Here is a 24,220-nt window from a genome sequence, read left to right as displayed (position 1 = left end):
CCAGTCCGGCACCATCCAAGACGTCTACCGCCACCACCACATCGACACCGACAGCATCGTCACCGCCGCCCTCGACCACACCGACTGACACCCCGGGACGGGCCGCAACCCGACCGCGGCGCTTCGGGTCCCGATCCGAATCCGAAACGCCGCGGGCCCGGCCCGCGGGGCGGCGGGCGGGAACCGCTCGGCCGCAGGTCGGGCCCCGGTCGGCGGAACCGTACCGAGCCACGCCGTATAGCCTGGGCGAATGCTGACCGAGGTGACCGCCACCCGCTACATCGAGCCCCTGACGGCGGGCGGCTCGGTACCCGGTGTCGTGGAGGCCGACGACCTCGGCACCTACGTCGTCAAGTTCACCGGCTCCGCCCAGGGGCGCAAGGCGCTGGTCGCCGAGGTGATCGTCGGGGAGTTGGCGCGGGCCCTCGGGCTGCGGGTGCCCAGGCTGGTGCGGGTGCACTTCGACCCCGCGGTCGGCGCGCACGAGCCGCACCAGGAGGTGCGGGAACTGCTGGAGGTCAGTCCGGGGCTGAACCTCGGCATGGACTACCTGCCGGGCGGCGTGGACTTCGCCCCCGACGCGCCCCCGGCGGCCTTGCGGGTCGACCCGCTGGAGGCCGGGCGGGTGGTCTGGCTGGACGCGCTGACCGCCAACGTCGACCGCACCCTGCACAGCTCCAACCTGATGGTCTGGCCCACCTTCGGCGGCCCCGCCGTGAACGTGCCGCGGCTGTGGCTCATCGACCACGGAGCGGCGCTCGTCTTCCACCACCGCTGGGCGGGCGCCGCCGAGGCGGTGGCCAAGCGCTACGACTTCCGCCGTCACGCGCTCGGCGGATACGCCCCCGACACGGCGGCCGCGGACGCGGAGTTGGCCCCCCGGGTCACCCGCGGTCTGCTGCGGGAGATCACCGCCCTGGTCCCGGACGAGTGGCTGGCCGACGAGCCGGGCTTCCCCGACGCCGACGCGGTCCGCGCCGCCTACGTCGACCACCTCGCGGCCCGGGCCGCCGCCTCGGCGCGCTGGCTGCCCACCGACTTCCCGACCCGGGACCGGCTCGCCGAGGAGGACGCCCGGCGGGCGGCGGCCACCGAGGCGGGTCGACCCGGCTGGCTCAAGCGCGTACCGGACCTGCACGGCAAGCCCGCCGCGGCCCAGGACTGGTCGACCCATGTGGACAACCCCCGGAAGGGAAGCAGCCAGCCGTGACCACGCCCACGAGCCCCGCACCGCCCGGACCCGGCCGGGAGGACGCCGGAGCCCCACCCGTGCACCGGGTGGGGATCGAGTACTGCACCCAGTGCCGTTGGCTGCCCCGGGCGGCCTGGCTCGCCCAGGAGCTGCTCACCACGTTCGAGGCGGAACTGGTCGAACTGTCCCTCGTACCGGGGAAGGGCGGGGTGTTCGTGGTGCGCGTCGACGGGGAGGTGGTATGGGACCGCAAGCGGGACGGCTTCCCCGAACCGACCGCCGTCAAACGCCTCGTCCGGGACCGGGTGGCCCCCGGACGCGCCCTCGGGCACAGCGACCGGCCCTGACGCCGAGCCCTGCACCGGCCTCGGGGCAGGACCCGTGCAGGGCGTGCGGCAAACGGTTTCCGCCGGCGCGCGCAGAAGTCCGCACGCCCTCTTGATCTTCCACGCGCCGTCAGATTCGACCGCCAGGTGGATCGTTGGGCACAGCCACGGGGAAATTCCGTCCGCGCGGTGGCGGTGACCCCGTCGGGTGGCGTTTACTGACCGCCAACCCCTGGATCGACCGGTCCGGCGGGGGACGGCCGAGCGATGAGCAAAATGCGCACAACGATGTGCGCGGGGGGAGCAGCGATGTTGCGGAGCGCGAGGCAGAAGCCAGTGACCGGCAGCGACGACGACCCGCGCGTCCTGGAGTTGCGGGACGCGGTGTCCCGACTCCGCAAGGAACTCGCCGTGCACCCGGCCGAGTTCCCCGATCGCACCATCGCCGAGGACGAACTGGCCGCCCTGGACGCCATGGCCCTCGCCGGCGCCCCCGAGGGTTCCCGGTTGCGCCGCTCCCTCCTGCTGATCGCCGGCTCCATCGGTTCGGTGAGCGCGCTTGCCGTGAGCCTCGCCCGGGTGCGCAACGCGGTCGACCTCTTCGGCGGCCCGCCGAGCCGGTACTGACGCACCGTCTGCTGCGCGGGGTCGGTCAGATCGACGGCCCCGTGCTGGCCAGTTCCGCGGACAGCTCCACCGCGACCTGTTGGAGCACCGGAACGATGCGCCGGGTCGCCGCGTCGGTGACCCGACCGGTCGGGCCCGAGATGGAGATCGCCGCGGTGGTCGGTGCGTCGGGCACCCGGACGGCGAGGCAACGCACCCCGATCTCCTGCTCGTTGTCGTCGGCCGCGTACCCGTGGCGGCGCACGTCCTCCAGCGCGGCGAGGAAAGCGTCCACCGTGGTGATGGTCTTCTCGGTGGTCGCCGGCATGCCGGTGCGCCCCAGCAGTGCCCGCACCTCCTCGGCGGGCGCGTGCGCGAGCAGGGCCTTGCCGACCCCGGTGGTGTGCGGCAGCACCCGGCAGCCGACCTCCGTGAACATCCGCACCGAGTGCTTGGACGGCACCTGCGCCACGTAGACGATCTCGTCGCCGTCCAGGAGCGCCATGTTCGCGGTCTCCCCGGTCTCCTCCACCAGGCGGGTGAGGTAGGGGCGGGCCCAGGTCCCCAGCAAGCGGGCCGCGGACTCGCCGAGTCGGATCAGCCGGGGGCCCAGGGAGTAGCGGCGGTTGGCCTGCTGGCGCACGTAGCCGCAGGCGACCAGCGTCCGCATCAGCCGGTGGATCGTCGGCAGCGGCAGCCCGCTGGACGTCGACAGCTCGCTCAGCCCGACCTCGCCCCCGGCGTCCGCCATCCGCTCCAGCAGGTCGAAGGCCCGCTCCAGGGACTGCACTCCGCCGCTCGGGGCTGCGGGCCCGCGGGGCTTGGCGGCGTCGACGGGGCGGGCTGTGGGGGTGGGCACGGCGCGGTCCTTTCGGGGCGGACGGGCGAGCAAGCAGCCTACCCGGCCCCCCGCGGTCGGCTGCGGGCAAGGCACCGTGTCGGCACGCCGCCCGCCGGTGGCCGGCGAGGACCGGACGGCGTCACCGGTCCTCCCGTCCCCCGGGGCCTGCGCTCCGCTTGCCCGTGCTCCCGGCGACGCCGAACAGGGTGAACGAGAGCAGGATCAGACAGACGCTCACGAACAGTTCGTAGCCCTCGAAGAACGGCAGCCGACGCACCACTCCCCACTCCCGGTCGGCGTATCGATGGGCGATCCCCATGACGCCCTGGAGCAGTGCGAGGAATCCCAGCAGTTCCCACAGACGTTTCATGGACGCAGATGCTTCCCCCCTCGCCCGGCCAGGGGGATCGGCCACCGGGTGGACGTCCGACGCCGAGCGGCCGACTTCCGTCGGGCCGGGTCCGTCGATGGTCGCACCCGTGCCGACGTGAGTCGCCCGTTCCCTCCCGGGAGCCGGAACGGCTGGTGGCGGTCCGTAGATTGGCGCAGCATGAGCGGTAGAGAACCCATCGAGCGCCCGCCCGCGGCGTCCCGCATGCGCTGGCTGCTGCCCTCCGCGGTGGCCGCCGAGCTGTACCCGCGGCGGGGCGAACGGCGCTTCCCCCGCCGCACCCTGCGCGACTGGATCGTCGACTTCGTGTGCTTCCTGCTCGCGGTCTTCGTGGGGATGCTCGACGGGGCGAGCCTGGCCGACCACCCCGGTTCCTCGCCCCCGATGAACGCGGTGGACCAGGTCCTCGGGGCACTCGCCTGCGGCGCCGTGTGGCTGCGCCGCCGCTGGCCGGTGGCGATCGCCGTGGCCCTGATCCCGGTGGGGGCCCTGTCGGTGACCGCGGGCGGCGCCGCGGGCGTGCTGACCTTCTCGCTCGCCGTGCACCGACGGTTCGCGTACGTCGCCTGGACCACCGGGATCTCCCTGGCGATCGCCCCCGTCCACCTCTGGCTGCGGCCCACGCCGGGCCTCTCCTATCCGGCGGCCCTGGCCTTCACCCTCCTCATGACCGTCGCGGTCGTCGGCTGGGGCATGTTCGTCCGCTCGCACCGCGAACTCCTGCTGTCCCTGCGGGAACGGGCGCGACGGGCCGAGAGCGAGGCGGCGCTGAAGGCGGAACGGGCCCAGCGACTGGCCCGGGAGGCCATCGCCCGGGAGATGCACGACGTCCTCGCCCACCGGCTCACGCTGCTCAGCGTCCACGCGGGCGCCCTGGAGTTCCGGCCCGACGCCCCGCGCGAGGAGGTGGTGCGGGCGGCCGGGGTGATCCGGGAGAGTTCCCACGAGGCGCTCCAGGACCTGCGTGAGATCATCGGCGTGCTGAGGGCGGGGGAGGGGGAGGAGGCCGGCCGGCCCCAACCCACGCTCGCCGGGCTCGACACCCTGGTCGACGAGTCCCGTGCCGCGGGCGCCGCCGTCCACCTCGACAACAGGGTCGCCGACCTCGCCGCGGTGCCCGTCTCCGCCGGTCGCACGGCCTACCGGATCGCCCAGGAGGCACTGACCAACGCCCGCAAGCACGCGCCCGGCGCCCGGGTCTCGGTCCGGGTGGCCGGCGCTCCCGGCACCGGTCTGACGGTGACGGTGCGCAATCCACCGCCCTCGGATCGGGTGCCCGCCGTCCCCGGCTCCGGCCAGGGGCTCATCGGCCTCACCGAACGGGCCACCCTGGCCGGCGGCCGGATCGAGCACGGACCGGACGGTGCGGGGGGCTTCCGCGTCAGCGCCTGGCTACCGTGGCCCTCATGACTGCGATCAAGGTGCTGTTGGTGGACGACGACCCCCTGGTCCGTGCGGGCCTGTGCCTGATGCTGGGCGGGGCTGCGGACATCGAGGTGGTCGGGGAGGCCGGGGACGGGAGCGAGGTGGCCCCGTTGGTGGAGCGGCTGGCTCCCGACGTCGTCCTCATGGACATCAGGATGCCCACCGTGGACGGACTGGCCGCCACCGAGCTGCTGCGCGCCGGCGAACACCCGCCGGAGGTGGTGGTGTTGACCACCTTCCACGCCGACGAACAGGTGCTGCGGGCCTTGCGCGCCGGTGCCGCCGGGTTCGTCCTGAAGGACACCCGGCCGGCCGAGATCGTGGCGGCGGTGCGCAAGGTGGCTGCCGGGGTGCCCGTGCTGTCGCCGGCGGTCACCCGTCAGCTCATCAGCCGGGTCGCCGGCGACGACCCCCGCCGGGACCGCAGCCGACTGGCCCGTCAGCGGCTGGCGGCGCTCGGCGAACGGGAGCGGGAGGTGGCCGTCGCGATCGGCCGGGGACGGCCCAACGCCGACATCGCCGCCGAGCTCTACATGAGCCTCGCCACCGTGAAGACCCACGTGTCCCGCATCCTGACGAAGTTGGAGCTCAACAACCGCGTGCAGATCGCCCTGTTGGCCCACGACGCGGGCTGGTTGCCGCAGGACGAGCACGAGGCACGGACCTGACGGGCCGTCCGACCGGGCTCACGCCCCCGGGACCTCCGCCAGTGCCACCGGCCGCCTCTCGCGCCGCGACACCTCGCACGCCTCGGCGATGCGCAGCGCCGCCAACGCCTCGTACCCGTCGCAGGGGTTGGGCCGCTCGCCGCGCACCACGTCCACGAAGGCCGCGAGTTCCGCCTCGTAGGCGGGGGCGAACCGTTCCAGGAACCCGGTCCACGGCTTGTCGGCGGCGGGCGGCCCCACCGGTTCCGTGGAGGTGATCGGCGTCCGGTCGTCCCAGCCCACCGCCACCTGGTCGGCCTCCCCGGCGAGTTCCATCCGCACGTCGTAGCCGGCGCCGTTGAACCGGGTCGCCGTCGCGGTGGCCAGCGCCCCGTCGTCCAGCGTCAACAGGGCCGCGGCGGTGTCCACGTCCCCGGCCTCCCGGAACATCGCGGCCCCCGCGTCGGAACCGGCCGCGTACACGTCCACCACCTCGCGGCCGGTCACCCAGCGCAGGGCGTCGAAGTCGTGGACCAGGCAGTCCCGGTAGAGGCCGCCGGAGAGCGGGAGGTACGCGGCGGGCGGCGGCGCCTGGTCCGAGGTCATCGCGCGGACGGTGTGCAGTCGGCCCAGCCGCCCCTCGCGCACCGCCGCCCGGGCCGTTCCGTACCCGGCGTCGAAGCGGCGCTGGAACCCCATCTGGAGGACGGTGCCCGCCGCCGCCACGTCCCGCAGCGCCGCCAGGGTGCCGGCCAGGTCCAGGGCGATCGGCTTCTCGCAGAAGACCGGCAGCCCCGCCCGGGCCGCCCGGGAGATCAGCTCGGCGTGCGCGGCGGTGGCGGTGGTGATGACCACCGCGTCGACGCCCCAGGTGAACACCTCGTCCACGCCGGGCGCCGCGGTCGCCCCGAGCCGGACGGCCAGCGCCTGGGCGCGCGCCCGGTCGGCGTCCGTGACGACGAGGGAACCCACCTCGCGGTTGCGGCTCAGGGAGGCCGCGTGGAACGTGCCGATGCGGCCCGTCCCGATGAGTCCGATGCGCATGGGTCCACGGTGGAGCCGCCCGCACCCCCTGTCAATGGTTTGTCCGGACAATCGGACCTCGCCGACTTCACGCCCCCCGATCGGCCGACTACGCTCCCCAAGCGTGTCCCGACCAGATGCCGACCCGTCCGTGGCGCTCCACCTCAGTGTCGACCGGAGCAGCCCGATCCCGCTGTACTTCCAGCTGTCCCAGCAGCTCGAAGCGGCGATCGAACGCGGCGTCCTCGCTCCGGGCAGCCTGTTGGGCAACGAGATCGACCTCGCCGGCCGCCTCGGCCTGTCCCGCCCCACCGTCCGCCAGGCCATCCAGTCCCTGGTGGACAAGGGGCTCCTGGTGCGCCGCCGGGGCGTGGGCACCCAGGTGGTGCACGACCGGGCCCGCCGCTCCCCGGAGCTGAGCAGCCTGTACGACGACCTGGAGGCCGCCGGACAGCGCCCCGCCACCCGGGTGACGGTCAACGGCCTGGTCCCCGCCTCCGCCGAGGTGGCCGCCGCGCTCCGGGTCGCCGAGGGCACCCAGGTGCACCGGGTGGAACGGCTCCGGCTGGCGCACGGCGAACCCATGGCGTACCTGCGCAACCACCTGCCGGCCGGACTGCTCGCCCTGGACACCGAACGGCTGGAGGCCACCGGGCTCTACCGGATGCTGCGGGGAGCCGGGATCACCCTGCACAGCGCTCGCCAGTCGGTGGGGGCCCGGGCCGCCACCGCCCAGGAGGCCGAGCTCCTGGGCGAGCCGGTGGGCGCGCCCCTGCTCACCATGGGCCGCACCACCTTCGACGACACCGGACGCCCCGTGGAACACGGGGCGCACACCTACCGGGCCTCCCGGTACGCCTTCGAGTTCCACCTGCTCGTCCGCCCCTGACGGGCCCGCACCGGCCCGCGGCGGGCTACTCCGCTCGCCGCACGGGGAGCGCCGGCACGACACCCCAGCAACGCCCGCACCGGCTCGGTGGCCGATACTGGAGCGTTCGGGGTCGCAAAACCGACCCCCGGGACCGGCGCACCGGTCCCGGCGCACCGGGCAGTACGGCAAGGAGGGCACGGGTTCGTGGCAAGGGTACGAACAGGGGTACGCGGAGCGAGGGCCGCGCTGGTGATCGCGCTCGCCGTGGCGCTCGCGGGATGCTCCAGCACCGGGGGCAAGCGCGCCGAGGACGCCCGCGAGGCCGCCGCGGCACGGGGCAAGGCCGCCGTCAGCACCCCCCGCTGGACCTTTGCGATGGTGACGCACTCGGGGGACGGCGACACCTTCTGGGACATCGTGCAGAAGGGCGCGCGGGAAGCCTCCGCCAAGGACAACATCAACTTCCTGTACTCCCACCACGACGAGGCCCAGCAGCAGGCGCAGCTCGTCGACGCGGCCGTCGACAAGGAGGTGGACGGGCTGATCGTCACCCTCGCCAAGCCGGCCGCCATGAAGGCCGCGGTGGAGCGCGCCCGCAAGGCCGGCATCCCGGTGGTCACCATCAACTCCGGGTCCGCCGAGTCCAAGGAGTTCGGCGCCCTCACCCACATCGGCCAGGACGAGACCGTGGCCGGTGAGGCGGTGGGCGCCGAGCTGACCGAGCGCGGCCACCGGAAGGCCGTGTGCGTCCTGCACGAGCAGGGCAACGTGGGCCACGAGCAGCGCTGCGCGGGGGCGCGGAAGACCTTCCGCGGCGAGTTGGAGAACCTCTACGTCGACGGCACCAACATGCCCGACGTCCAGGCGTCGATCGTCGCCAAGCTCCAGGCCGACCGGGACGTCGACGCGGTGGTCACCCTCGGCGCGCCCTTCGCGGCCACCGCGATCAAGGCCAAGCGGGACGCGGACAGCGAGGCCGAGATCGACACCTTCGACCTGAACGCCTCCGTGGCCGCCGCCCTCGGCGACGGCTCGCTGGGCTTCGCCGTTGACCAGCAGCCCTACCTCCAGGGGTACGAGGCCGTCGACCTGCTGTGGCTCTACAAGTACAACGCCGACGTCCTCGGCGGCGGCGGCCCGGTGCTGACCGGCCCCCAGATCGTCACCCGCGACCAGGCCGCCGAGCTGGCGGACTACACCGAGCGGGGCACCCGATGACCGTCGGAGCGGCGGCCACCGACGAACGCCTGCTGCGCTCCTCCCCGCTGCGCCGGCTGTTGGGCCGGCCGGAGTTGGGCTCCGTCGTCGGCGCGGTCGCGGTGTTCCTGTTCTTCGCCCTCGTCGCCGACAGCTTCCTGCGACCCTCCAGCCTGAGCACGGTGCTGTACGCGGCCTCCACCATCGGGATCATGGCGGTGCCGGTGGCGCTGCTGATGATCGGCGGCGAGTTCGACCTGTCGGCCGGGGTGCTGGTCACCAGCTCCGCCCTGGTGTCCTCGATGTTCAGCTACCAGATGACCGCCAACGTCTGGGTCGGCGTCGGGGTGTCCCTCCTGGTCACCCTGGCGATCGGGGTGTTCAACGGGGTGATGCTCACCCGCACCCGGCTGCCCAGCTTCATCATCACGCTCGGCACCTTCCTGATGCTGACCGGACTCAACCTCGGCTTCACCAAACTGATCAGCGGCACCGTCTCCACCAAGTCCATCGCCGACATGGAGGGCTTCCCGTCGGCCAGGGCCGTCTTCGCCTCGACCCTGACCCTCGGCGGCGTCGACTTCAAGGTCACCATCCTGTGGTGGTTCGCGCTGGTGGCCCTCGCCACCTGGATCCTGCTGCGCACCCGCGTGGGCAACTGGATCTTCGCGGTCGGCGGCGGTCGGGACGCGGCCCGCGCGGTCGGGGTCCCCGTCACGGCCACCAAGATCGGCCTCTACGCGGGCGTCGGCCTCGGCGCCTGGATCGCCGGGCAGCACCTGCTGTTCTCCTTCGACGTCGTCCAGTCCGGGGAGGGCGTCGGCAACGAGCTGATCTACATCATCGCGGCCGTCATCGGCGGTTGCTTGATCACCGGGGGCTACGGTTCCGCCATCGGCTCGGCGGTGGGCGCCCTCATCTTCGGCATGACCAGCAAGGGCATCGTCTTCGCCGAGTGGAACCCCGACTGGTTCAAGTTCTTCCTGGGAGCGATGCTCCTCCTGGCGACCCTGCTCAACGCCTGGGTCCGCAAGCGTGCGGAGGCCACCACATGACCGCCCCGACCCCCGAGGGCACCGAGTCCGCCCCCCTGATCCGGTTGGAGGGGGTCGGCAAGCACTACGGCACCATCCGCGCCCTGGAGGGCGTCAGCCTGGAGGTGCACGCGGGCGGGATCACCTGCGTCCTCGGCGACAACGGCGCGGGCAAGTCCACCCTCATCAAGATCATCTCGGGGCTGCACCGGCACGACGCGGGAACCCTGCGCATCGAGGGCGCGGAGCGCCGCCTCGGCTCCCCGCGCGAGGCCCTGGACCTGGGCATCGCCACCGTCTACCAGGACCTCGCCGTGGTCCCGCTGATGCCGGTCTGGCGCAACTTCTTCCTCGGCTCCGAACTCACCCGGGGCACCGGCCCGCTGCGCCGGCTCGACGTCGACCTGATGCGGCGCACCACCCGTACCGAACTGTTGCGCATGGGCATCGACCTCCGGGACGTCGACCAGCCCATCGGCACCCTCTCCGGCGGCGAACGCCAGTGCGTGGCCATCGCCCGGGCCGTCTACTTCGGGGCGAAGGTCCTGGTCCTCGACGAACCGACCGCCGCCCTCGGCGTGAAGCAGTCCGGGGTGGTCCTCAAGTACGTGGCCGCTGCCCGGGACGCCGGCCTCGGCGTGGTCCTCATCACCCACAACCCGCACCACGCCTACCTGGTCGGCGACCGGTTCGTGCTGCTCAAGCGGGGCGTCATGGCCGGCAGCCACACCCGCGGCGAGATCACCCTGGACGAGCTGACCCGCCAGATGGCCGGCGGCAGCGAACTGGACGACCTCCGACACGAGCTGCAACGCGCCCCCGCCCCCACCCATCTGGGCGGCCACCCCACCCGGGAACCCCGGGACCGCTGACGTGCTCGACCTCCCGAGGGGCCGGCGCGCCCCCGAGTCCGGCCGGCCACCCGCCGCACCGGCGACGCGTGCGGCGCGGGGCGCCGGTGAGGCAGAATCGGCCCGATGAGCACTTACCGCGACCTCGCGCACCGCGGCTCCGCGCGCGCCACCGTCCTGCGGACCGTCGGTACGCGCGAGCGCCGGTCCCTGCTGGCCGCGCCCCGGGTGCCGACCGTGGGCATCGACATCGGCGGCACGAAGGTCATGGCGGGCGTGGTGGACGCCGACGGCACCATCCTGGAGAAGGTCCGCACCGAGACCCCCGACAAGTCCAAGAGCCCCAAGGTGGTCGAGGACACCATCGTCGAACTGGTCCTCGACCTCTCCGACCGGCACGACGTGCACGCCGTCGGCATCGGCGCGGCGGGCTGGGTCGACGCCGACCGCAACCGGGTCCTGTTCGCCCCCCACCTCTCCTGGCGCAACGAACCCCTGCGGGACCGGATCTCCGGCCGCCTCGCGGTGCCGGTGATGGTCGACAACGACGCCAACACCGCCGCCTGGGCCGAGTGGCGGTTCGGCGCCGGTCGCGACGAGGACCACCTGGTCATGATCACCCTCGGCACCGGCATCGGCGGCGCCATCCTGGAGGACGGCCGGGTCAAGCGCGGCAAGTACGGCGTCGCCGGCGAGTTCGGCCACATGCAGGTCGTCCCCGGCGGCCACCGCTGCGCCTGCGGCAACCGCGGCTGCTGGGAGCAGTACAGCTCCGGCAACGCCCTGGTCCGCGAGGCCCGCGAACTGGCCTCCGCGGACTCCCCGGTCGCCTACAACATCATCGAGCGGGTGGCCGGCAACGTCTCCGACATCACCGGTCCCCTCATCACCGAGCTGGCCCGCGAGGGCGACCCCATGTGCGTCGAGCTGCTCCAGGACATCGGCCAGTGGCTCGGCGTCGGCATCGCCAACCTCGCCGCGGCCCTCGACCCGTCCTGCTTCGTCATCGGCGGCGGCGTCAGCGCCGCCGACGACCTGCTCATCGGCCCCGCCCGGGAGTCCTTCGCCCGCCACCTCACCGGCCGGGGCTACCGGCCCGAGGCGCGCATCGCCCGCGCCCAGCTCGGCCCCGAGGCCGGCATGGTCGGCGCCGCCGACCTCGCCCGGCTGGTCGCCCGCCGCTTCCGGCGCGCCAACCGGCGCCGGGTCGAGCGCCACGAACGCTACGAGCGGTACGCACGGACCCGCCGCGCCGCCCAGGGAACCTGAGAGCCATGCCGAACGTGCCGCGCCAGGCCCCGCCACCCGACCGGGAGTCCCGCCGCGAGGGCCGCGACCGGGTGGTGCGCCGCCGGGCCCTGACCCTGCTGACCATCCTGCTCCTCATCGGGGTGCCCGCCGGCTACCTGGTGATCTCCGCCGCCCAGAGCCGCGACAGCGGCCGGGACAAGGCCGCCAAGTACTCCGCGACGGGCCTCACCGAGGGCTGGCCGGCCAAGGTCCAGCGCCGCCTCTACGAGGTGCCCGTCCCGGCCTGGTCCGCCGAGGTCGCCTACTACGAGACCAACAACTGGAAGACCAGCCGGCTCTACGTCCAGTTCCTGACCAGCAACGAGGGGCTCGACCGGTTCCTCACGGAGCTGGGGCTCCACGGCGACCTGCTCCACGCCGGCGAACTGCCCATCAGCGACCGCGACCGGGGGATCGTGGGGTGGGACTTCTCCGGGGAGGGCCCCTGGTACGGCCTGAAGCGCGAGGCCGAGGACCCGCGCCCCTCCCACGACATCGTCGTCAACCGCTCCAATCCCGACCACCCGATGGTGTACGTCGTCTCCTCGACCACGCCCTGACCCCGCCGCCGGCCCGACGGCGTTGTCAGAGCGCGCACGTACAGTCGGGAACGACGGTCGACCCGGAGCGAGGAGGTGGGGGATGCGTTGGTCACGACTGACCGCGGTCTTCCTGCCCGGGCAGCCGCCGCGCGAGGGCCGCATCGCCCTCTGGGACCCGGAGGGCACCCTTCCGGAAGCCGACGGCCCGGGGACGCCCGGAGAACTCCTCGTCGTCCGCCCGCACGGCCCGGGCGTGCGCAGCGCCACCGTGCCGGCCCGGCTGCTCCCCCTCGTCGACGCCCTTCCGCTGCTGGTCCGCGCCCGCCGCGACCCGGCCGCCGCCCCCGCCACCGCCTGCTGGGGGGCCGCCGCGCTCCTCGCCCTCCGCCTGGTCGCCCGGGGCCGCATCCTGCCCGGGCTCACCCCCGACGCCCACGACACCTGGCGCGCCGGGCCCCTGGACCCCGGCGACCTGGCCCACCTGCGGGCGGTCGCCGCCGCCCTGCCGCCCGAGGGCCACGCCACCCCGCTGCCCGGCCGCACCCCGCTGGAACTGCCCCGGCCCGAGGACCTCGTCCGGGCCTTCCTCGACGCCGTCGCCGACACCCTGCCGCGCACCCCGACCGCCCGGCACGCCACCGGCGCCCCCTACGCCGCCCGGGAACCCCAGCACCTGCCCCGGGCCGGGGAGTGGGCCGCCGAGGTCGCCGCCGGCGCCGACGCGGGCGTGCGCATCTCGCTCCGCCTCGACCTCGCCGCCGCCCGGGTCTTCGACCGCGCGGAGGGGGACGCCCCGGAACGCCGCGCCGGGGCGGCGGTCGTCCAGGTGCACAGCCTCGCCGACCCCACGCTGGTGGCCGACGCCGCGACCCTGTGGGCCGGCGCGGCCGACCCGGCGTTCGGCCCCCGGGCCCAGGTGGACGCGGCCCTCGCGGTGCGGCGCGCCGCCCGGACCTGGCCGCCCCTGGAGCGCCTCGCCGACCAACCGGTGCCCGACGTCCTCGCCCTCGACGAGGACGAACTCGCCGACCTGCTGGGGCCGGCCGCCTCCCGGCTGGCCGCGGCCGGCACCGCCGTGCACTGGCCGCGCGACCTCGCCCGGGACCTCACCGCCCGGGCCGTCGTGCACGCCGCCCCCGGATCGGCGACGGACGGCAGCCCCGTGTTCGGCGGCCTCCTCGACCCCGCGGAGGGCGCGCAGCCGTTCCGCTTCCGCTGGCAGCTCGCCCTCGGCGACGACCCGCTCAGCGAAGCCGAGATGGACGCCCTCGCCGAGGCCCACCGCCCCGTGGTCCGGCTGCGCGACCGGTGGGTCCTCGTCGAGCCCGCGCTGGTCCGCAAGGCCCGCGCCCGGGAGCTGGGCCTCCTCGACCCCGTCGACGCGCTCGCCGCCGCCCTCACCGGCACCGCGGAGGTCGACGGGCAGCACGTCCCCGCCGTCCCGGTGGGCGCCCTCGCCACCCTCCGCGACCGCCTCACCGGCGGCCTGCCGCTCGCCGACACGCCGCCCGGGCTCCACGCGCAGCTGCGCGACTACCAGCGCCAGGGCCTCGCCTGGCTCGACCTGATGACCTCCCTGGGCCTCGGCGGCTGCCTCGCCGACGACATGGGCCTCGGCAAGACGGTCACCCTGATCGCCCTCCACCTGCGCCGCGCCCGCACCGCACCGACCCTGGTGGTCTGCCCCGCCTCCCTGCTCGGCAACTGGCAGCGCGAGATCGGCCGCTTCGCCCCCCACCTGCCCGTGCACCGCTTCCACGGCAGCTCCCGCACCCTCGACGTCCCCGAGGACCCCGACGCCCTCGCCGGCGGCTTCGTCCTCACCACCTACGGCACCATGCGCTCCGCCGCCGCCCGACTCGCGGACCGGGCCTGGGGCATGGTCGTCGCCGACGAGGCCCAGCACATCAAGAACCCCCACTCCGCGACCGCCAAGGCGCTGCGCACCATCCCCGCCCCCGCCCGGGTGGCCCTCACCGGCACCCCCGTCGAGAACAACCTCTCCGAACTGTGGGCCCTCCTCGACTGGACCACCCCCGGACTCCTCGGCCCGCTGCCCGCCTTCCGCGCCCGCCACGCCCGCGCCGTGGAGAACGCCACCAGCGCCGCCGTCGCCCTGCACTCCCTCGCCCCCGGGCCCGCCACCCCGGTGCCCGACGCCCCCGACACCGAAGCCGTCGAACGGCTGGCCCGACTGGTCCGGCCCTTCCTGCTGCGCCGCCGCAAGTCCGACCCCGGCATCCTCCCCGAACTGCCCCCCAAGACCGAGACGGACCACCCCGTCCCCCTCACCCGGGAACAGGCCGCCCTGTACGAGGCCGTCGTCCGCGAGTCGCTGCTCGCCATCGAGACCGCGGAGGGCATCGCCCGCCGCGGGCAGGTCCTGGCCCTGCTCACCTCGCTCAAACAGGTCTGCGACCACCCCGCGCTGTACCTCAAGGAGGCGTTCGACGGCCCCGACGGACGGCGCCCCCGACTCGCCGGCCGCTCCGGCAAGCTCGAACTGCTGGACGAGCTGCTGGACACCGTCCTCGCCGAGGAGGGGTCGGCCCTGGTCTTCACCCAGTACGCCACCATGGCCCGGCTGATCGGCAGCCACCTCGCCGACCGTGCCGTCCCCGCCGAACTGCTGCACGGCGGCACCCCCGTACCCGAACGGGAACGCCTGGTCGACCGCTTCCAGGCCGGCACCACCCCCGTGCTGGTCCTCTCCCTCAAGGCGGCCGGCACCGGGTTGAACCTCACCCGCGCGGGCCACGTGATCCACTTCGACCGCTGGTGGAACCCGGCGGTGGAGGCCCAGGCCACGGACCGCGCCCACCGGATCGGCCAGACCCAGCCGGTCCAGGTGCACCGGCTGATCGCCGAAGGCACCGTCGAGGACCGCATCGCCGCCCTGCTCACGGCCAAACGCGCCCTCGCGGACGCCGTCCTCGACGCCGACGACACCGCCCTGCCCGACCTCACCGCACTCACCGACCGGGAACTGGCCGACCTGGTCTCCCTCCGGAGGCCCGCATGACCGGCACGGCACCGCTCCCCACCGACGAGCCGACCGGGCGCGCCCCCGCCGGTGCTTCCCGCCGCCCCTCCGAGGCCGCCCGGCAGGCCCTCCGCACGGCCCGTCGCCCCCGGAACCCGGTCGAGGACGAGCACCCCCCGGGACCGGCCCCCGCCCCCGCACCCCCCGAGCCGGCGGACCGCCCCGGGGACGTCGCCCGGCGGGCCCTGCGCACGGCCCGCGCACGACGGATCGCCGACCCCACCGCGGCGGCCCCCGCCGAGCGCGGTCCCGCACTCCGGCCGGCCCCCGTCGAGTCCCCGGAACCCGCCGCCGCACCCGAGCCGACCGTTCCCCTCGCCCGTACCCGGTGGGGCACCGAGTGGATCCGCGCGATGGAGGACCACGGACCCGAACGCCTGCTCCGGGGCCGCGGCCCCGCCGCCGGGGGCCGGGTCGGAACGATCGCCGCCACCCCCGGCCGGCTCCTCGCCTACGTCCAGGACGACCGCCCCCGTCCCTACCGCGCCCAACTGGAACTGGGCACCCTCACCGACGAGGAGTGGGACGCCTTCCTCGACGCCGCGGCCGAGCACCCCGGCCACCTCGCCGCCCTGCTCGACGGGGAACTGCCGCCCGCCCTCGCCGACTGCGGCGCCCTGCTGCCCGGCCCGGGCGACCTCACCGCGTCCTGCGGTTGCTCCGATCCCGACCGCCCCTGCCGCCACGCCGCCGCCCTCGGCTACGCCACCGCCCGGCTGGTGGACACGGACCCGTTCGTCCTGCTGCGGCTGCGGGGCCGCAGCGAGGACGAGCTGCTGACCGCACTCTCCCGGCGCGCCGCCCGCTCCGGGCGACCCCCGGCGGGGGCACCGCCCCTCCCCGGCGTGCGCGCCCGCACCGCCTTCGCCGTCCGTACCCTGCCCGCCCTGCCGCCCCCGCTGCCGGTGCCCGGGCACCCCGAAGCCCCACCGGCCTACCCCGCGCACCCGGACGGCCCCGACCCCTACGCACTGGACCAGTTGGCCTCGGACGCGGCGGCCCGCGCACACGCGCTGCTCACCACCGGGCTCGACCCCCTCGCCGGGCTGACCCCGTGGCAGGACGCCGTCCGCTGGGCGGCGGCCCGACCCGGCTCGGGCCTCACCGCGACCACCCGCACCCCGTACGCCGCGCTCGCCGCCGCGACCGGTCGGACGACCACCGACCTCCGTCGTGCGGTGGCCGCCTGGCGCCAGGGCGGCGCCGCCGGGCTCACCGTCCTCGAAGAGCCCTGGGACCCGCCCGCGGGCCGCTTCGACCGGGCCCGTCCCGCCCTCCTCGCCGTCGGCCTGCCCCCGTTCCGGCCGGTGCGCAACCACCTCACCCACCCCCGCGGCCACCGCCAACTACGGCTGGGCCGGGACGCCCTCTGGTACGCGTACGAGTCGGAACCGGGCCACGACGACTGGTGGCCGCGCGGCACCCCCGCCACCGACCCCGTCTCCGCGCTCACCGGCCTCGACACCACCGACTGACGCCTGCGCCGCTCGACCGTGATGACGCACGGTCACGACCTCCGGGCCCACTCCGCCATCCGGCGCGTGAAGCTGAGTCGGCGGGGTGAAGCCCGCCCCCTTACGTCTATGCGACCCGTCAGGTCGGGGAGGCTCACCGGTGAACCGGGGGGAAGACCGACCGAACGGAGCAGCGAAGCATGCGAAGATCCTCCGGAGGACGGCTGCGGTACGTCGCCGTGGCCGTCGTCACCACCGTGATGCTGGGCGCCCAGTCGACGGCCCTGGCCGCAGCCCCCGCTGCCGAACGCCCCGCCCCCTCGACCTCCGAGGACGCCGCCCGCCCCCCGGAGCTCCGCGTCGTGCCGGGCTCCCCGGGACTGTCCCAGCCGCCGACCGTCGTCTACACCGAGGGCTTCGAGAACGCCACCGGGCAGATCCCCATCCTGTTGACCACCTACACCGGCGCCCCGCCGGTCAACGCCAAGTACACCGCTGACCCGCCGTGGGTCACCGCCGCACGGTGCAACGGCATCATCCTCAACCAGTCCGGCGCCAACCAGCCCGCCTGCCAGAACCAGAACGCCACCGCCATGGCGGAGCTCAAGTACATGGCCAACGTGCTGGGACGGGTCAACGGTACGGCCACGCCCTCCGCGAACCACGCGGTGTCGGCGTACACGGACGGCGCCAATCCCGGGGCCAACCTGGTCGAGTTCCAGACGGTCAACCCGATCCCGCTGCCGACCACCGACCGGTTCCTCACCTTCGCGGTGGACGTCGCGGCGGTGAACTGCAACGTCTCGGGTCCGCAGCTCCAGTTCTTCCTGACCGGTTCGGGGCCCGACATCCCCGTGACGACATCACCGATCAACCCCTGCACCGACCCCCGGGCCCAGACCTACGACGTCGGCCCGCGGCCCATCGAGGCCGGCGTGTTCGCCAGTGACGCGTCGGTGCTGTTCAGCGGGGCGTCGGTCGGCATCAAGATGACCAATGGGAACGGCAGCGGCCAGGGCAACGACCACGCCTACGACACCATCAAGATCCTCGACGTGACACCGCAGTTGGACAAGGCGTTCGTGCCGGCCTCGATCACCGAGGGCAGCACCTCCACGGTGACCTTCACCGTCACCAACACCACCGAACTGGCGGCGAAGAACGGCTTCGGCTTCACCGACACCCTTCCCGCCGGTGTGACGGTCGCCGCCACCCCCAACGCCGCCACCACCTGCGGCTCCGGCACCGTCGACGCTTCCGCCGGCGGAAGCACGATCGGTCTGACGGACGGCTCCCTGGCCGCGGGCGAGGCGTCCTGCACGATCACCGTGGACGTCACCTCAACCACCCCGGGACTCTACGTCAACGAGCCCTCGGACCTGACTCCGACGGGCGTCAACCCACCCGGGCCGGCGACCCTCCGGGTGACGGTGCCCGGAGCGCCGACCATCGCCAAGGCAGCGGCCGAGTCGACGTTCACCCCCGGGCAGACGATCCACTACACCTATACGGTGACCAACCCCTCCGACCAGCCGCTGAACGACGTCACGGTCACGGACAACGGGCCGGGCACCCCGACCGTCACATGTCCCGCCACCACCCTCGCGGCCGGCGCGTCCTTCGAGTGCACGGCCACGTACACGGCCACCCAGAGCGACGCCACCGCCGGCATCGTCGCCAACACCGCCACGGTGACCGGCACCGACCAGGCCGGGACCGAGCTGACCGGCGCGAGCAACCGGGTCGTCGTCCCGCTCAGGGCCATCACGGTCACCAAGGCCGCAGAGCAGACCCAGTTCAGCTCGGCGGGCCAGACGATCACCTACACCTTCACGGTCACCAACAACGGTCGGGTGCCGCTCTCCGGCGTCGCCGTGACCGACATCGGTCCGGGCAACCCGCCGGTCACCTGTCCGGTCACCGACATCGCCCCCGGCGCGACGATCAGTTGCGCCGCGAGCTACACCACCACGGCGGCGGACGTCCAGGCCGGTCAGGTGGAGGACAGCGCCACCGCCACCGGGACGACCGAGGAGGGCGACACCGCCACCGACGACAGCAACACCGTGACCGTGCCGTACGTACCTGCGCCCGAGGCGGACCTGGCCGTGGTGAAGACCGGGCCGGCGACGGTCGCCCCCGGCGGTCAGGTCTCCTACACCATCACGGTCACCAACAACGGTCCGCAGGACTCGACCGGCTGGGAGCTGACGGACACCGTTCCGGCGGGTTTGACGAACGTCACCACCAGCACGCCCGGCTGCGGGATCGGTGGCGGGGTGCTGACGTGCTCGGGTGGCGCCCTGGCGAACGGCGACAGCGTGACGATCCAGGTGACGGGTACCGTCGCTCCGGGCGCCACGACCGTCACCAACACGGCGGAGGTGACGGGGAACGAGGACGATCCCGACCCGGACAACAACACCAGCACCACGACGACGGATGTGGAGGCTTTGGAGGCCGATCTGGCCGTGGTGAAGTCGGGTCCGGCTTCGGTGGCTGCGGGTGGTCAGTTGACGTACACGATCACGGTGTCGAACAACGGTCCCGATGATTCTTCGGGGTGGAAGGTGACGGACTCGATTCCGGCGGGTCTGGCGAACGTCACGACCAGCACGCCTGGTTGTGGGGTGGGTGCCGGGGTGTTGACCTGTACGGGAGGCGCCCTGGCGAACGGTGACAGCGTGACGATCCAGGTCACGGGTACCGTTGCGGCGGATGCCACCGGTATCACCAATACGGCCGAGGTGACGGGCAACGAGCCCGACCCGGACCCCGACAACAACACCAGCACCACCACCACCGAGGTGGAGGCGAAGCAGGCCGATCTGGCCGTGGTGAAGACGGGTCCGGCTTCGGTGTCCGTGGGCGACCGGCTGACGTACACGATCACGGTGTCGAACAACGGCCCCGACGACTCCTCGGGCTGGAAGGTGATCGATTCGATTCCGGCAGGTCTGGCCAACGTCACCACCAGCACGCCTGGTTGTGGGATCGGCGGCGGAGTGTTGACCTGCACGGGAGGCGCCCTGGCGAACGGTGACAGCGTGACCATCCAGGTCACGGGCATCGTGGCGGCCGGAACGACCGGCATCACCAACACCGTGCTGGTCACCGGGAACGAGCCCGATCCGGACCCCGACAACAACACCAGCACCACCACGACCCCGGTCGACTCGGTGGAGATCGTCAAGAAGCGGACCGGTTCAGCCACCGTCCGGCCCGGCGACACGGTGTCCTACACCATCACCGTGAAGAACACGGGCGGCGCGCCCACCGAGGCGTCGTTCACGGACGACCTCAGCGAACTGCTCGACGACGCCGACTACGACGGCAACGCCTCCGCCTCCACCGGGGTCGTCGACTACCAGGCGCCGAACCTGAGTTGGGAGGGCGAACTCGCCGTCGGTGAGACGGCGACCATCACCTTCTCGGTCACGGTCCACGACCGTCCGTTCGGTGATCTGCAACTGGACAACACGGTGGTCTCCGAGACCCCGGGCAACAACTGCCCGGCCGGCGGGACCGACCCGCAGTGCACCACCCACGACGAGGTCACCGTCAAGGACAAGGACAAGAGGAGGGCCTGACCGCGTCGGAACACGGCTCCCCCCGGCAACCCGGGGGGAGCCGTTCCGCGTCGTGCGCCTCAACCGTCCCGTTCGCCCCACAGCCGTACCGCGTCCCCGACCCGTAGAGCACGCCACAACCGTTCGGCGTCCCGGTAGCGGAGGTTCACACAGCCGTGGGAACCCGGCTCCTCCCAGATCTCGCGGTAACTCCCGTGCAAGGCCTGCCCGCCGCTGAAGAACTGGCTGAACGGCATCGGCCCGTCGTAGAGGTCCGACCACTGCTCCTCGACCCGCTGGTAGATCGCGAACCGACCGGTGCGGGTGGCGTACCCCGGCATGCCCGAGCGCACCGGTACCGGCCCGAACAGCACCCGGGTCCCGTCACGGACCCACAGCACCTGGCGCGTCAGGTCCACGCACACCACCACCCCCGTCTCCTGACCACAGCCCACCAGGCTGGACGGCTGCGCCGCCGCCCGTTCGAACTGGATGATCCGCCAGGTCTCCACCCCCGCGTAACCGTCCGCGGCCGTCCGTCCGTTGCGCACCTGGAGTTGCCGAATCGCCTCGCAGTCGTCCGCCGACTGGACCCCGTCCCCGGGCAAGGACAGATGGTCCTCCGCCGCCTCCTGGTACGGTCCGGTGCGCAGATCGCACTCCGCGCGGGGCAGGGCCACGGCGGGGGAGCCGCCGGCGACCACCGCCTGCACGCTCAGGACGGCCGCCGCCGACAGGGCGGCGAGCACCGCCAACGGCTTGCGACCCGCGGGGAACGTGTGGTGCTGGGACATCAGTGCAGGTCCTCTCCTCGGGCCCGAGGTACGGTCCAGCCGGTGTGACGGCCCCTCACCGTCTGCCTCCAGCTTCCGCGGACCCCACCCCGCACGCACCCACCACTACGCCGGCCGAGGGAGCCGACGGGCGGGCCCGGGTGTGCCCGAAGCGGCCGCGCCCCCTGCCGCGGAACCCGCCCCGGACGGGCCCGGAGGAACCGTCTCGCCTTCTTCGGCCCTGCCGAGATGTCAAAAAAAGTATCCCCATAGGGACCCTTGACAAGGGATGGTGTCCCTGTCGAAGCTAATTGAGCCTAATCAATAGAGTTTTAGGTGGGGTCATGGCAAAGATCGAAAGACTGGCTCATGTGGGGATCCACGTCCGGGACATGGACCGTTCCCTCGCTTTCTACCGTGATGTCCTCGGGCTGAGCGTCACCGATGACGACAGTGCGAACGGCATGGTCTTCCTCAGTTCCCGTCCCGAGGTCGAGCACCACGAGGTGCTGCTCTGCGGGGGCCGGACGGTGGGCGGGCAGGAGCTGTGGTTGCAGCAGATATCGTTCCGCTGCGCCACGCTGGAGGACGTCCTGGAGTACTACCAACGCTTCCGGGAGAACGACGTCAGCATCGAGTACACCGTCACGCACGGCAACGCGATCGGGGTGTACTTCTTCGACCCCGACGGCAATCGCTGCGAGGTGTACTGGCCGACCGGGCTCACTGCCAAGCAGGGGTACCTGGAGGGGCTCGACTTCTCGCGCCCGGCACATGAACTGATCGAGCAGGTGGAGCGCTCGGTCGCCGAACACGGCGCCGAGGGCTATGTCGACACCCGGCTGCTCCACGGCATCGACGTCGGCGGCTGACCGGACCGTCGGGTCCTCACGTGCGCAACAGGCGGGAGTCGGCGGGGACGTCGCACAGCGGTGCTCCCGACGACTCCTCCGCCCGGCGCCCTGCCGCCAACCCCTGTCGTCCATCGAGAAGGGAGCCGACACATGAGGCTCATCGGATTCCACGAGGGCGGTGACCGCTGGATCGCCGCTGTCGGACCAGAGGGCACGGTGTCCCGCATCGCCACGGCCGACGCGTTCTACCGCGACCCGGCGGCTGCGTTGGCGGAGGCCCGTCGGGCGCCCGCCGCCTTCGAGCCGCACCCCGAGCGTGCCGCGCCCACGGTGCCGGCGACCGCGAAGGTGCTCTGCGTCGGGCTGAACTACCGGGAGCACGCCGAGGAGGCGGATGCGCGGGTGCCCGAGCACCCCACGGTCTTCGGGCGCTGGGAGTCCACCCTCGTCTGCGACGGAGAAGCCGTACCGGTTCCGGAGGTCGAGCCCGGTCTCGATTGGGAGGGCGAACTGGCGGTCGTCATCGGCGAGAGGCTGACCGACGCGAGCGAGGAGTCCGCGCTGCGCGGAGTGCTCGGCTTCACCTGTTTCAACGACATCAGCGCTCGGCAGCGGCAGTTCCACACCACCCAGTGGACCTTGGGGAAGAACCCCGACCGCAGTGGCCCGATCGGGCCCGTCCTGGTCACCGCGGACGAGTGGGGCGGCCCCGAGGGGTGGAGCGGTCGCCGGCTGACCACCCGGCTGAACGGCGAGGTGGTGCAGTCCGGTGACACCGCCGACATGATCTTCTCCGTGGGCCGGATCCTCTCCTACATCTCCCGGACCACCACCCTGGCTCCGGGGGACGTCGTGGCCACCGGCACCCCGGCCGGAGTCGGATTCGTTCGCACCCCGCCGAGGCTGCTGGTCCCCGGGGACGTCGTCGAGGTCGAGATCGACGGGATCGGGGTGCTGCGCAACCCGGTCGTGGGTGCGGAGGGCCGGTCCTGATCGTTCGTGGTGGGTCCACCGGTCCGACCCGCCCGGTGCGGCGTCCGGTGGCTCCAGGCCCTCCGCCTTGTCGGATGCGGCACGGACGGTGAGGACAGCGACCCGGAGGGAAGGGGAGGGCCCCGTCGCCACGGCGACGGGGCCCTCCCTCCGTCCTCGTGCCCACCCACCGCAGCCGGTCGGAAGGACCGTCGACCGAGGAGGTGCCGGTGCTTCCGCAGCCCGCCCTCTCCGGTTCTGAGGGGTGGTCAGGTCGTTGCGGGCCTGCCGCGCGGTCGCGGGGCAGCCGTCCCGAGGTGGTCGGCCGGAGCCGGGACCCCCTGGTCGACGGGGTGGTGGGAGTGGAGCCGGGCGGCCTCCGCCGACGCGGCGACGTCGCCGGCGATGATCGCCTGCACCAGGTCGATGTGGATGTCGAGCCGGTGCCTCTTGTACGCGGTGTGCTCGTCGCGGGAGCCGTACGGAGCCGCCTCCGTCGCCTGTTCCTGGATGAACTGCACCAGCCCCAGATACACGGTCCGCAGGACGGGGTTGCGCACGATCTGGGCGATCCGCTCGTGCAGGCGCCAGTTCGCCCGCAGGAAGCGTTCGGGGTCGTTGACCACTTCGGCCATGGCGTCGATGAGCACGCGGAGATCGGCGATGTCCCGCGGGCTGCGGAACCGGGCCGCGTCCGCCGCCAGGACCGGCTCCAGGCCGTCGCGCACGGCGATCGCGTCGATCACGCTCACCGGCTCGCTGCGGACGGTCAACAGCGTCTGCCCGAGCCGGACGACCGGGTCGGTGGGAGCGACGAACAGCCCTCCGCCCGGGCCGGGGCGCAACACGATCCGCCCGCGCGCCTGGAGGAGTCGCGCCGCCTCGTTGACGGTGGCGCGTGCCATGCCGCTCTCGCGGCGCAACTCCTCCTTGGTCGCGATGTGGTCACCGGGAGTGAGGCGCCGTTGGGCGATGAGGTCCTCGATGTGTTTGGCCAGAATGTCGGCCTTCGGGGCGTTTTCAGTCAGCGCCATGGGATCGAGTATAACCAAAAAGCCGGGGAGGGGCCTGAGTTCGGCGGAGGAGGAAGGGTGTAAGCATAATCAATAGCATGGGAATCCGGCTTCACCGAGCGGACGGATCGACGGCGGCGGGGCCGGGTCGGTCACCCGGTGTCCCGTCGCCCGTGCGAGACCACTTCCTGTGAACCCCGCGGATGCGCCGGGGGTCGCCAGCCCCCGGTGCCTGCGCACGGGGTGGGTGCGCGCCGGGAACGGGCGTGACAGGTGTTCCGGCGAGCGCCCTGCACCAAGCACGTT

21 protein-coding genes are annotated in these 24,220 nt (G+C 73.3%); 16 read left to right on the top strand and 5 right to left on the bottom strand.

What is annotated here, in order from left to right:
- Positions 1-250 precede the first annotated feature (250 nt).
- From ABT092_RS28985 to ABT092_RS28975, 3 genes are all read left to right on the top strand, one after another.
- A complete protein-coding gene (locus ABT092_RS28985) occupies positions 251-1,210 on the top strand; it encodes a HipA family kinase (protein ID WP_351249102.1) in 960 nt (319 codons plus the stop codon).
- A 59-nt stretch (positions 1,211-1,269) separates the two neighbouring features.
- Positions 1,270-1,539 carry an Rdx family protein gene (locus ABT092_RS28980; protein ID WP_351249106.1) on the top strand — a complete coding sequence of 90 codons (270 nt, stop codon included), beginning with the start codon at positions 1,270-1,272 and terminating at the stop codon, positions 1,537-1,539.
- Between the two features lie 288 nt (positions 1,540-1,827).
- Entirely contained in the window at positions 1,828-2,145 is a 318-nt protein-coding gene (locus ABT092_RS28975) for a DUF5955 family protein (protein WP_351249100.1), read from the top strand.
- 25 nt (positions 2,146-2,170) lie between these two features.
- Here ABT092_RS28975 and ABT092_RS28970 read toward each other — a convergent pair whose 3' ends face one another.
- Together ABT092_RS28970 and ABT092_RS28965 are read right to left on the bottom strand one after the other, a co-directional pair.
- Positions 2,171-2,983 (bottom strand): IclR family transcriptional regulator, encoded by an 813-nt coding sequence (locus ABT092_RS28970; RefSeq protein WP_351249098.1) that lies wholly within the window; start codon positions 2,981-2,983, stop codon positions 2,171-2,173.
- 121 nt (positions 2,984-3,104) lie between these two features.
- Positions 3,105-3,335: a hypothetical protein gene (locus ABT092_RS28965; protein ID WP_351249096.1), complete on the bottom strand. Its 231-nt coding sequence runs from the start codon at positions 3,333-3,335 to the stop codon at positions 3,105-3,107.
- Positions 3,336-3,515: 180 nt separating this feature from the next.
- On the opposite strand from ABT092_RS28965, the gene ABT092_RS28960 reads away from it, so the two are divergent.
- Positions 3,516-4,766, top strand: coding sequence for a sensor histidine kinase (locus ABT092_RS28960; RefSeq protein ID WP_351249094.1), 1,251 nt, complete (start codon positions 3,516-3,518; stop codon positions 4,764-4,766).
- On the top strand, positions 4,763-5,449 hold the full coding sequence (locus ABT092_RS28955) for a response regulator (RefSeq protein WP_351249092.1): 687 nt from the start codon (positions 4,763-4,765) through the stop codon (positions 5,447-5,449). Before ABT092_RS28960 ends, ABT092_RS28955 begins: the two co-directional genes overlap by 4 nt.
- A gap of 18 nt (positions 5,450-5,467) precedes the next feature.
- Here the strand turns inward: ABT092_RS28955 and ABT092_RS28950 are convergent, their stop codons facing one another.
- The gene (locus tag ABT092_RS28950) at positions 5,468-6,472 is read right to left on the bottom strand and encodes a Gfo/Idh/MocA family protein (protein ID WP_351249090.1); all 1,005 of its coding nucleotides are present in this window, start codon (positions 6,470-6,472) and stop codon (positions 5,468-5,470) included.
- Between the two features lie 130 nt (positions 6,473-6,602).
- Between ABT092_RS28950 and ABT092_RS28945 the strand changes: the two genes are divergently transcribed.
- The 9 genes from ABT092_RS28945 (at position 6,603) to ABT092_RS28905 (ending at position 20,323) form a co-directional block, all read left to right on the top strand.
- Positions 6,603-7,340, top strand: a complete 738-nt coding sequence (locus ABT092_RS28945) for a GntR family transcriptional regulator (RefSeq protein ID WP_445403096.1) — start codon at positions 6,603-6,605, stop codon at positions 7,338-7,340.
- A 186-nt stretch (positions 7,341-7,526) separates the two neighbouring features.
- Entirely contained in the window at positions 7,527-8,540 is a 1,014-nt protein-coding gene (locus ABT092_RS28940) for a sugar ABC transporter substrate-binding protein (RefSeq protein WP_502968531.1), read from the top strand.
- On the top strand, positions 8,537-9,574 hold the full coding sequence (locus tag ABT092_RS28935) for an ABC transporter permease (protein ID WP_351249086.1): 1,038 nt from the start codon (positions 8,537-8,539) through the stop codon (positions 9,572-9,574). Before ABT092_RS28940 ends, ABT092_RS28935 begins: the two co-directional genes overlap by 4 nt.
- On the top strand, positions 9,571-10,425 hold the full coding sequence (locus ABT092_RS28930; RefSeq protein ID WP_351249084.1) for an ATP-binding cassette domain-containing protein: 855 nt from the start codon (positions 9,571-9,573) through the stop codon (positions 10,423-10,425). The genes ABT092_RS28935 and ABT092_RS28930 overlap by 4 nt, the downstream gene beginning before the upstream one ends.
- A 105-nt stretch (positions 10,426-10,530) precedes the next feature.
- Positions 10,531-11,673, top strand: a complete 1,143-nt coding sequence (locus tag ABT092_RS28925) for an ROK family glucokinase (RefSeq protein WP_351249082.1) — start codon at positions 10,531-10,533, stop codon at positions 11,671-11,673.
- 5 nt (positions 11,674-11,678) lie between these two features.
- Positions 11,679-12,254: a sugar kinase gene (locus ABT092_RS28920; protein WP_351249080.1), complete on the top strand. Its 576-nt coding sequence runs from the start codon at positions 11,679-11,681 to the stop codon at positions 12,252-12,254.
- 82 nt (positions 12,255-12,336) lie between these two features.
- On the top strand, positions 12,337-15,258 hold the full coding sequence (locus tag ABT092_RS28915) for an SCO1167/SCO6262 family helicase (RefSeq protein ID WP_351249078.1): 2,922 nt from the start codon (positions 12,337-12,339) through the stop codon (positions 15,256-15,258).
- The gene (locus ABT092_RS28910) at positions 15,255-16,754 is read left to right on the top strand and encodes a hypothetical protein (RefSeq protein WP_351249076.1); all 1,500 of its coding nucleotides are present in this window, start codon (positions 15,255-15,257) and stop codon (positions 16,752-16,754) included. The genes ABT092_RS28915 and ABT092_RS28910 overlap by 4 nt, the downstream gene beginning before the upstream one ends.
- A gap of 179 nt (positions 16,755-16,933) precedes the next feature.
- Complete coding sequence (locus ABT092_RS28905) at positions 16,934-20,323, top strand: CLIPPER-2 domain-containing protein (RefSeq protein WP_351249074.1); 3,390 nt, start codon at positions 16,934-16,936, stop codon at positions 20,321-20,323.
- 59 nt (positions 20,324-20,382) lie between these two features.
- On the opposite strand, the gene ABT092_RS28900 is transcribed toward ABT092_RS28905, so the two are convergent.
- Positions 20,383-21,096, bottom strand: coding sequence for a L,D-transpeptidase (locus tag ABT092_RS28900; protein ID WP_351249072.1), 714 nt, complete (start codon positions 21,094-21,096; stop codon positions 20,383-20,385).
- 323 nt (positions 21,097-21,419) lie between these two features.
- On the opposite strand from ABT092_RS28900, the gene ABT092_RS28895 reads away from it, so the two are divergent.
- Together ABT092_RS28895 and ABT092_RS28890 are read left to right on the top strand one after the other, a co-directional pair.
- A complete protein-coding gene (locus ABT092_RS28895; RefSeq protein WP_351249070.1) occupies positions 21,420-21,947 on the top strand; it encodes a VOC family protein in 528 nt (175 codons plus the stop codon).
- A gap of 132 nt (positions 21,948-22,079) precedes the next feature.
- Entirely contained in the window at positions 22,080-22,922 is an 843-nt protein-coding gene (locus ABT092_RS28890) for a fumarylacetoacetate hydrolase family protein (protein ID WP_351249068.1), read from the top strand.
- A 248-nt stretch (positions 22,923-23,170) separates the two neighbouring features.
- On the opposite strand, the gene ABT092_RS28885 is transcribed toward ABT092_RS28890, so the two are convergent.
- Entirely contained in the window at positions 23,171-23,935 is a 765-nt protein-coding gene (locus ABT092_RS28885; RefSeq protein ID WP_351249066.1) for a FadR/GntR family transcriptional regulator, read from the bottom strand.
- Between the last annotated feature and the right edge of the window lie 285 nt (positions 23,936-24,220).

Source organism: Streptomyces sp. NPDC002490 (assembly GCF_040296045.1).
In the GTDB taxonomy this organism is placed as follows: domain Bacteria; phylum Actinomycetota; class Actinomycetes; order Streptomycetales; family Streptomycetaceae; genus Streptomyces.
Note: the sequence above shows the minus strand (reverse complement) of the source record. Positions and strands in the feature narration are given on the sequence as shown.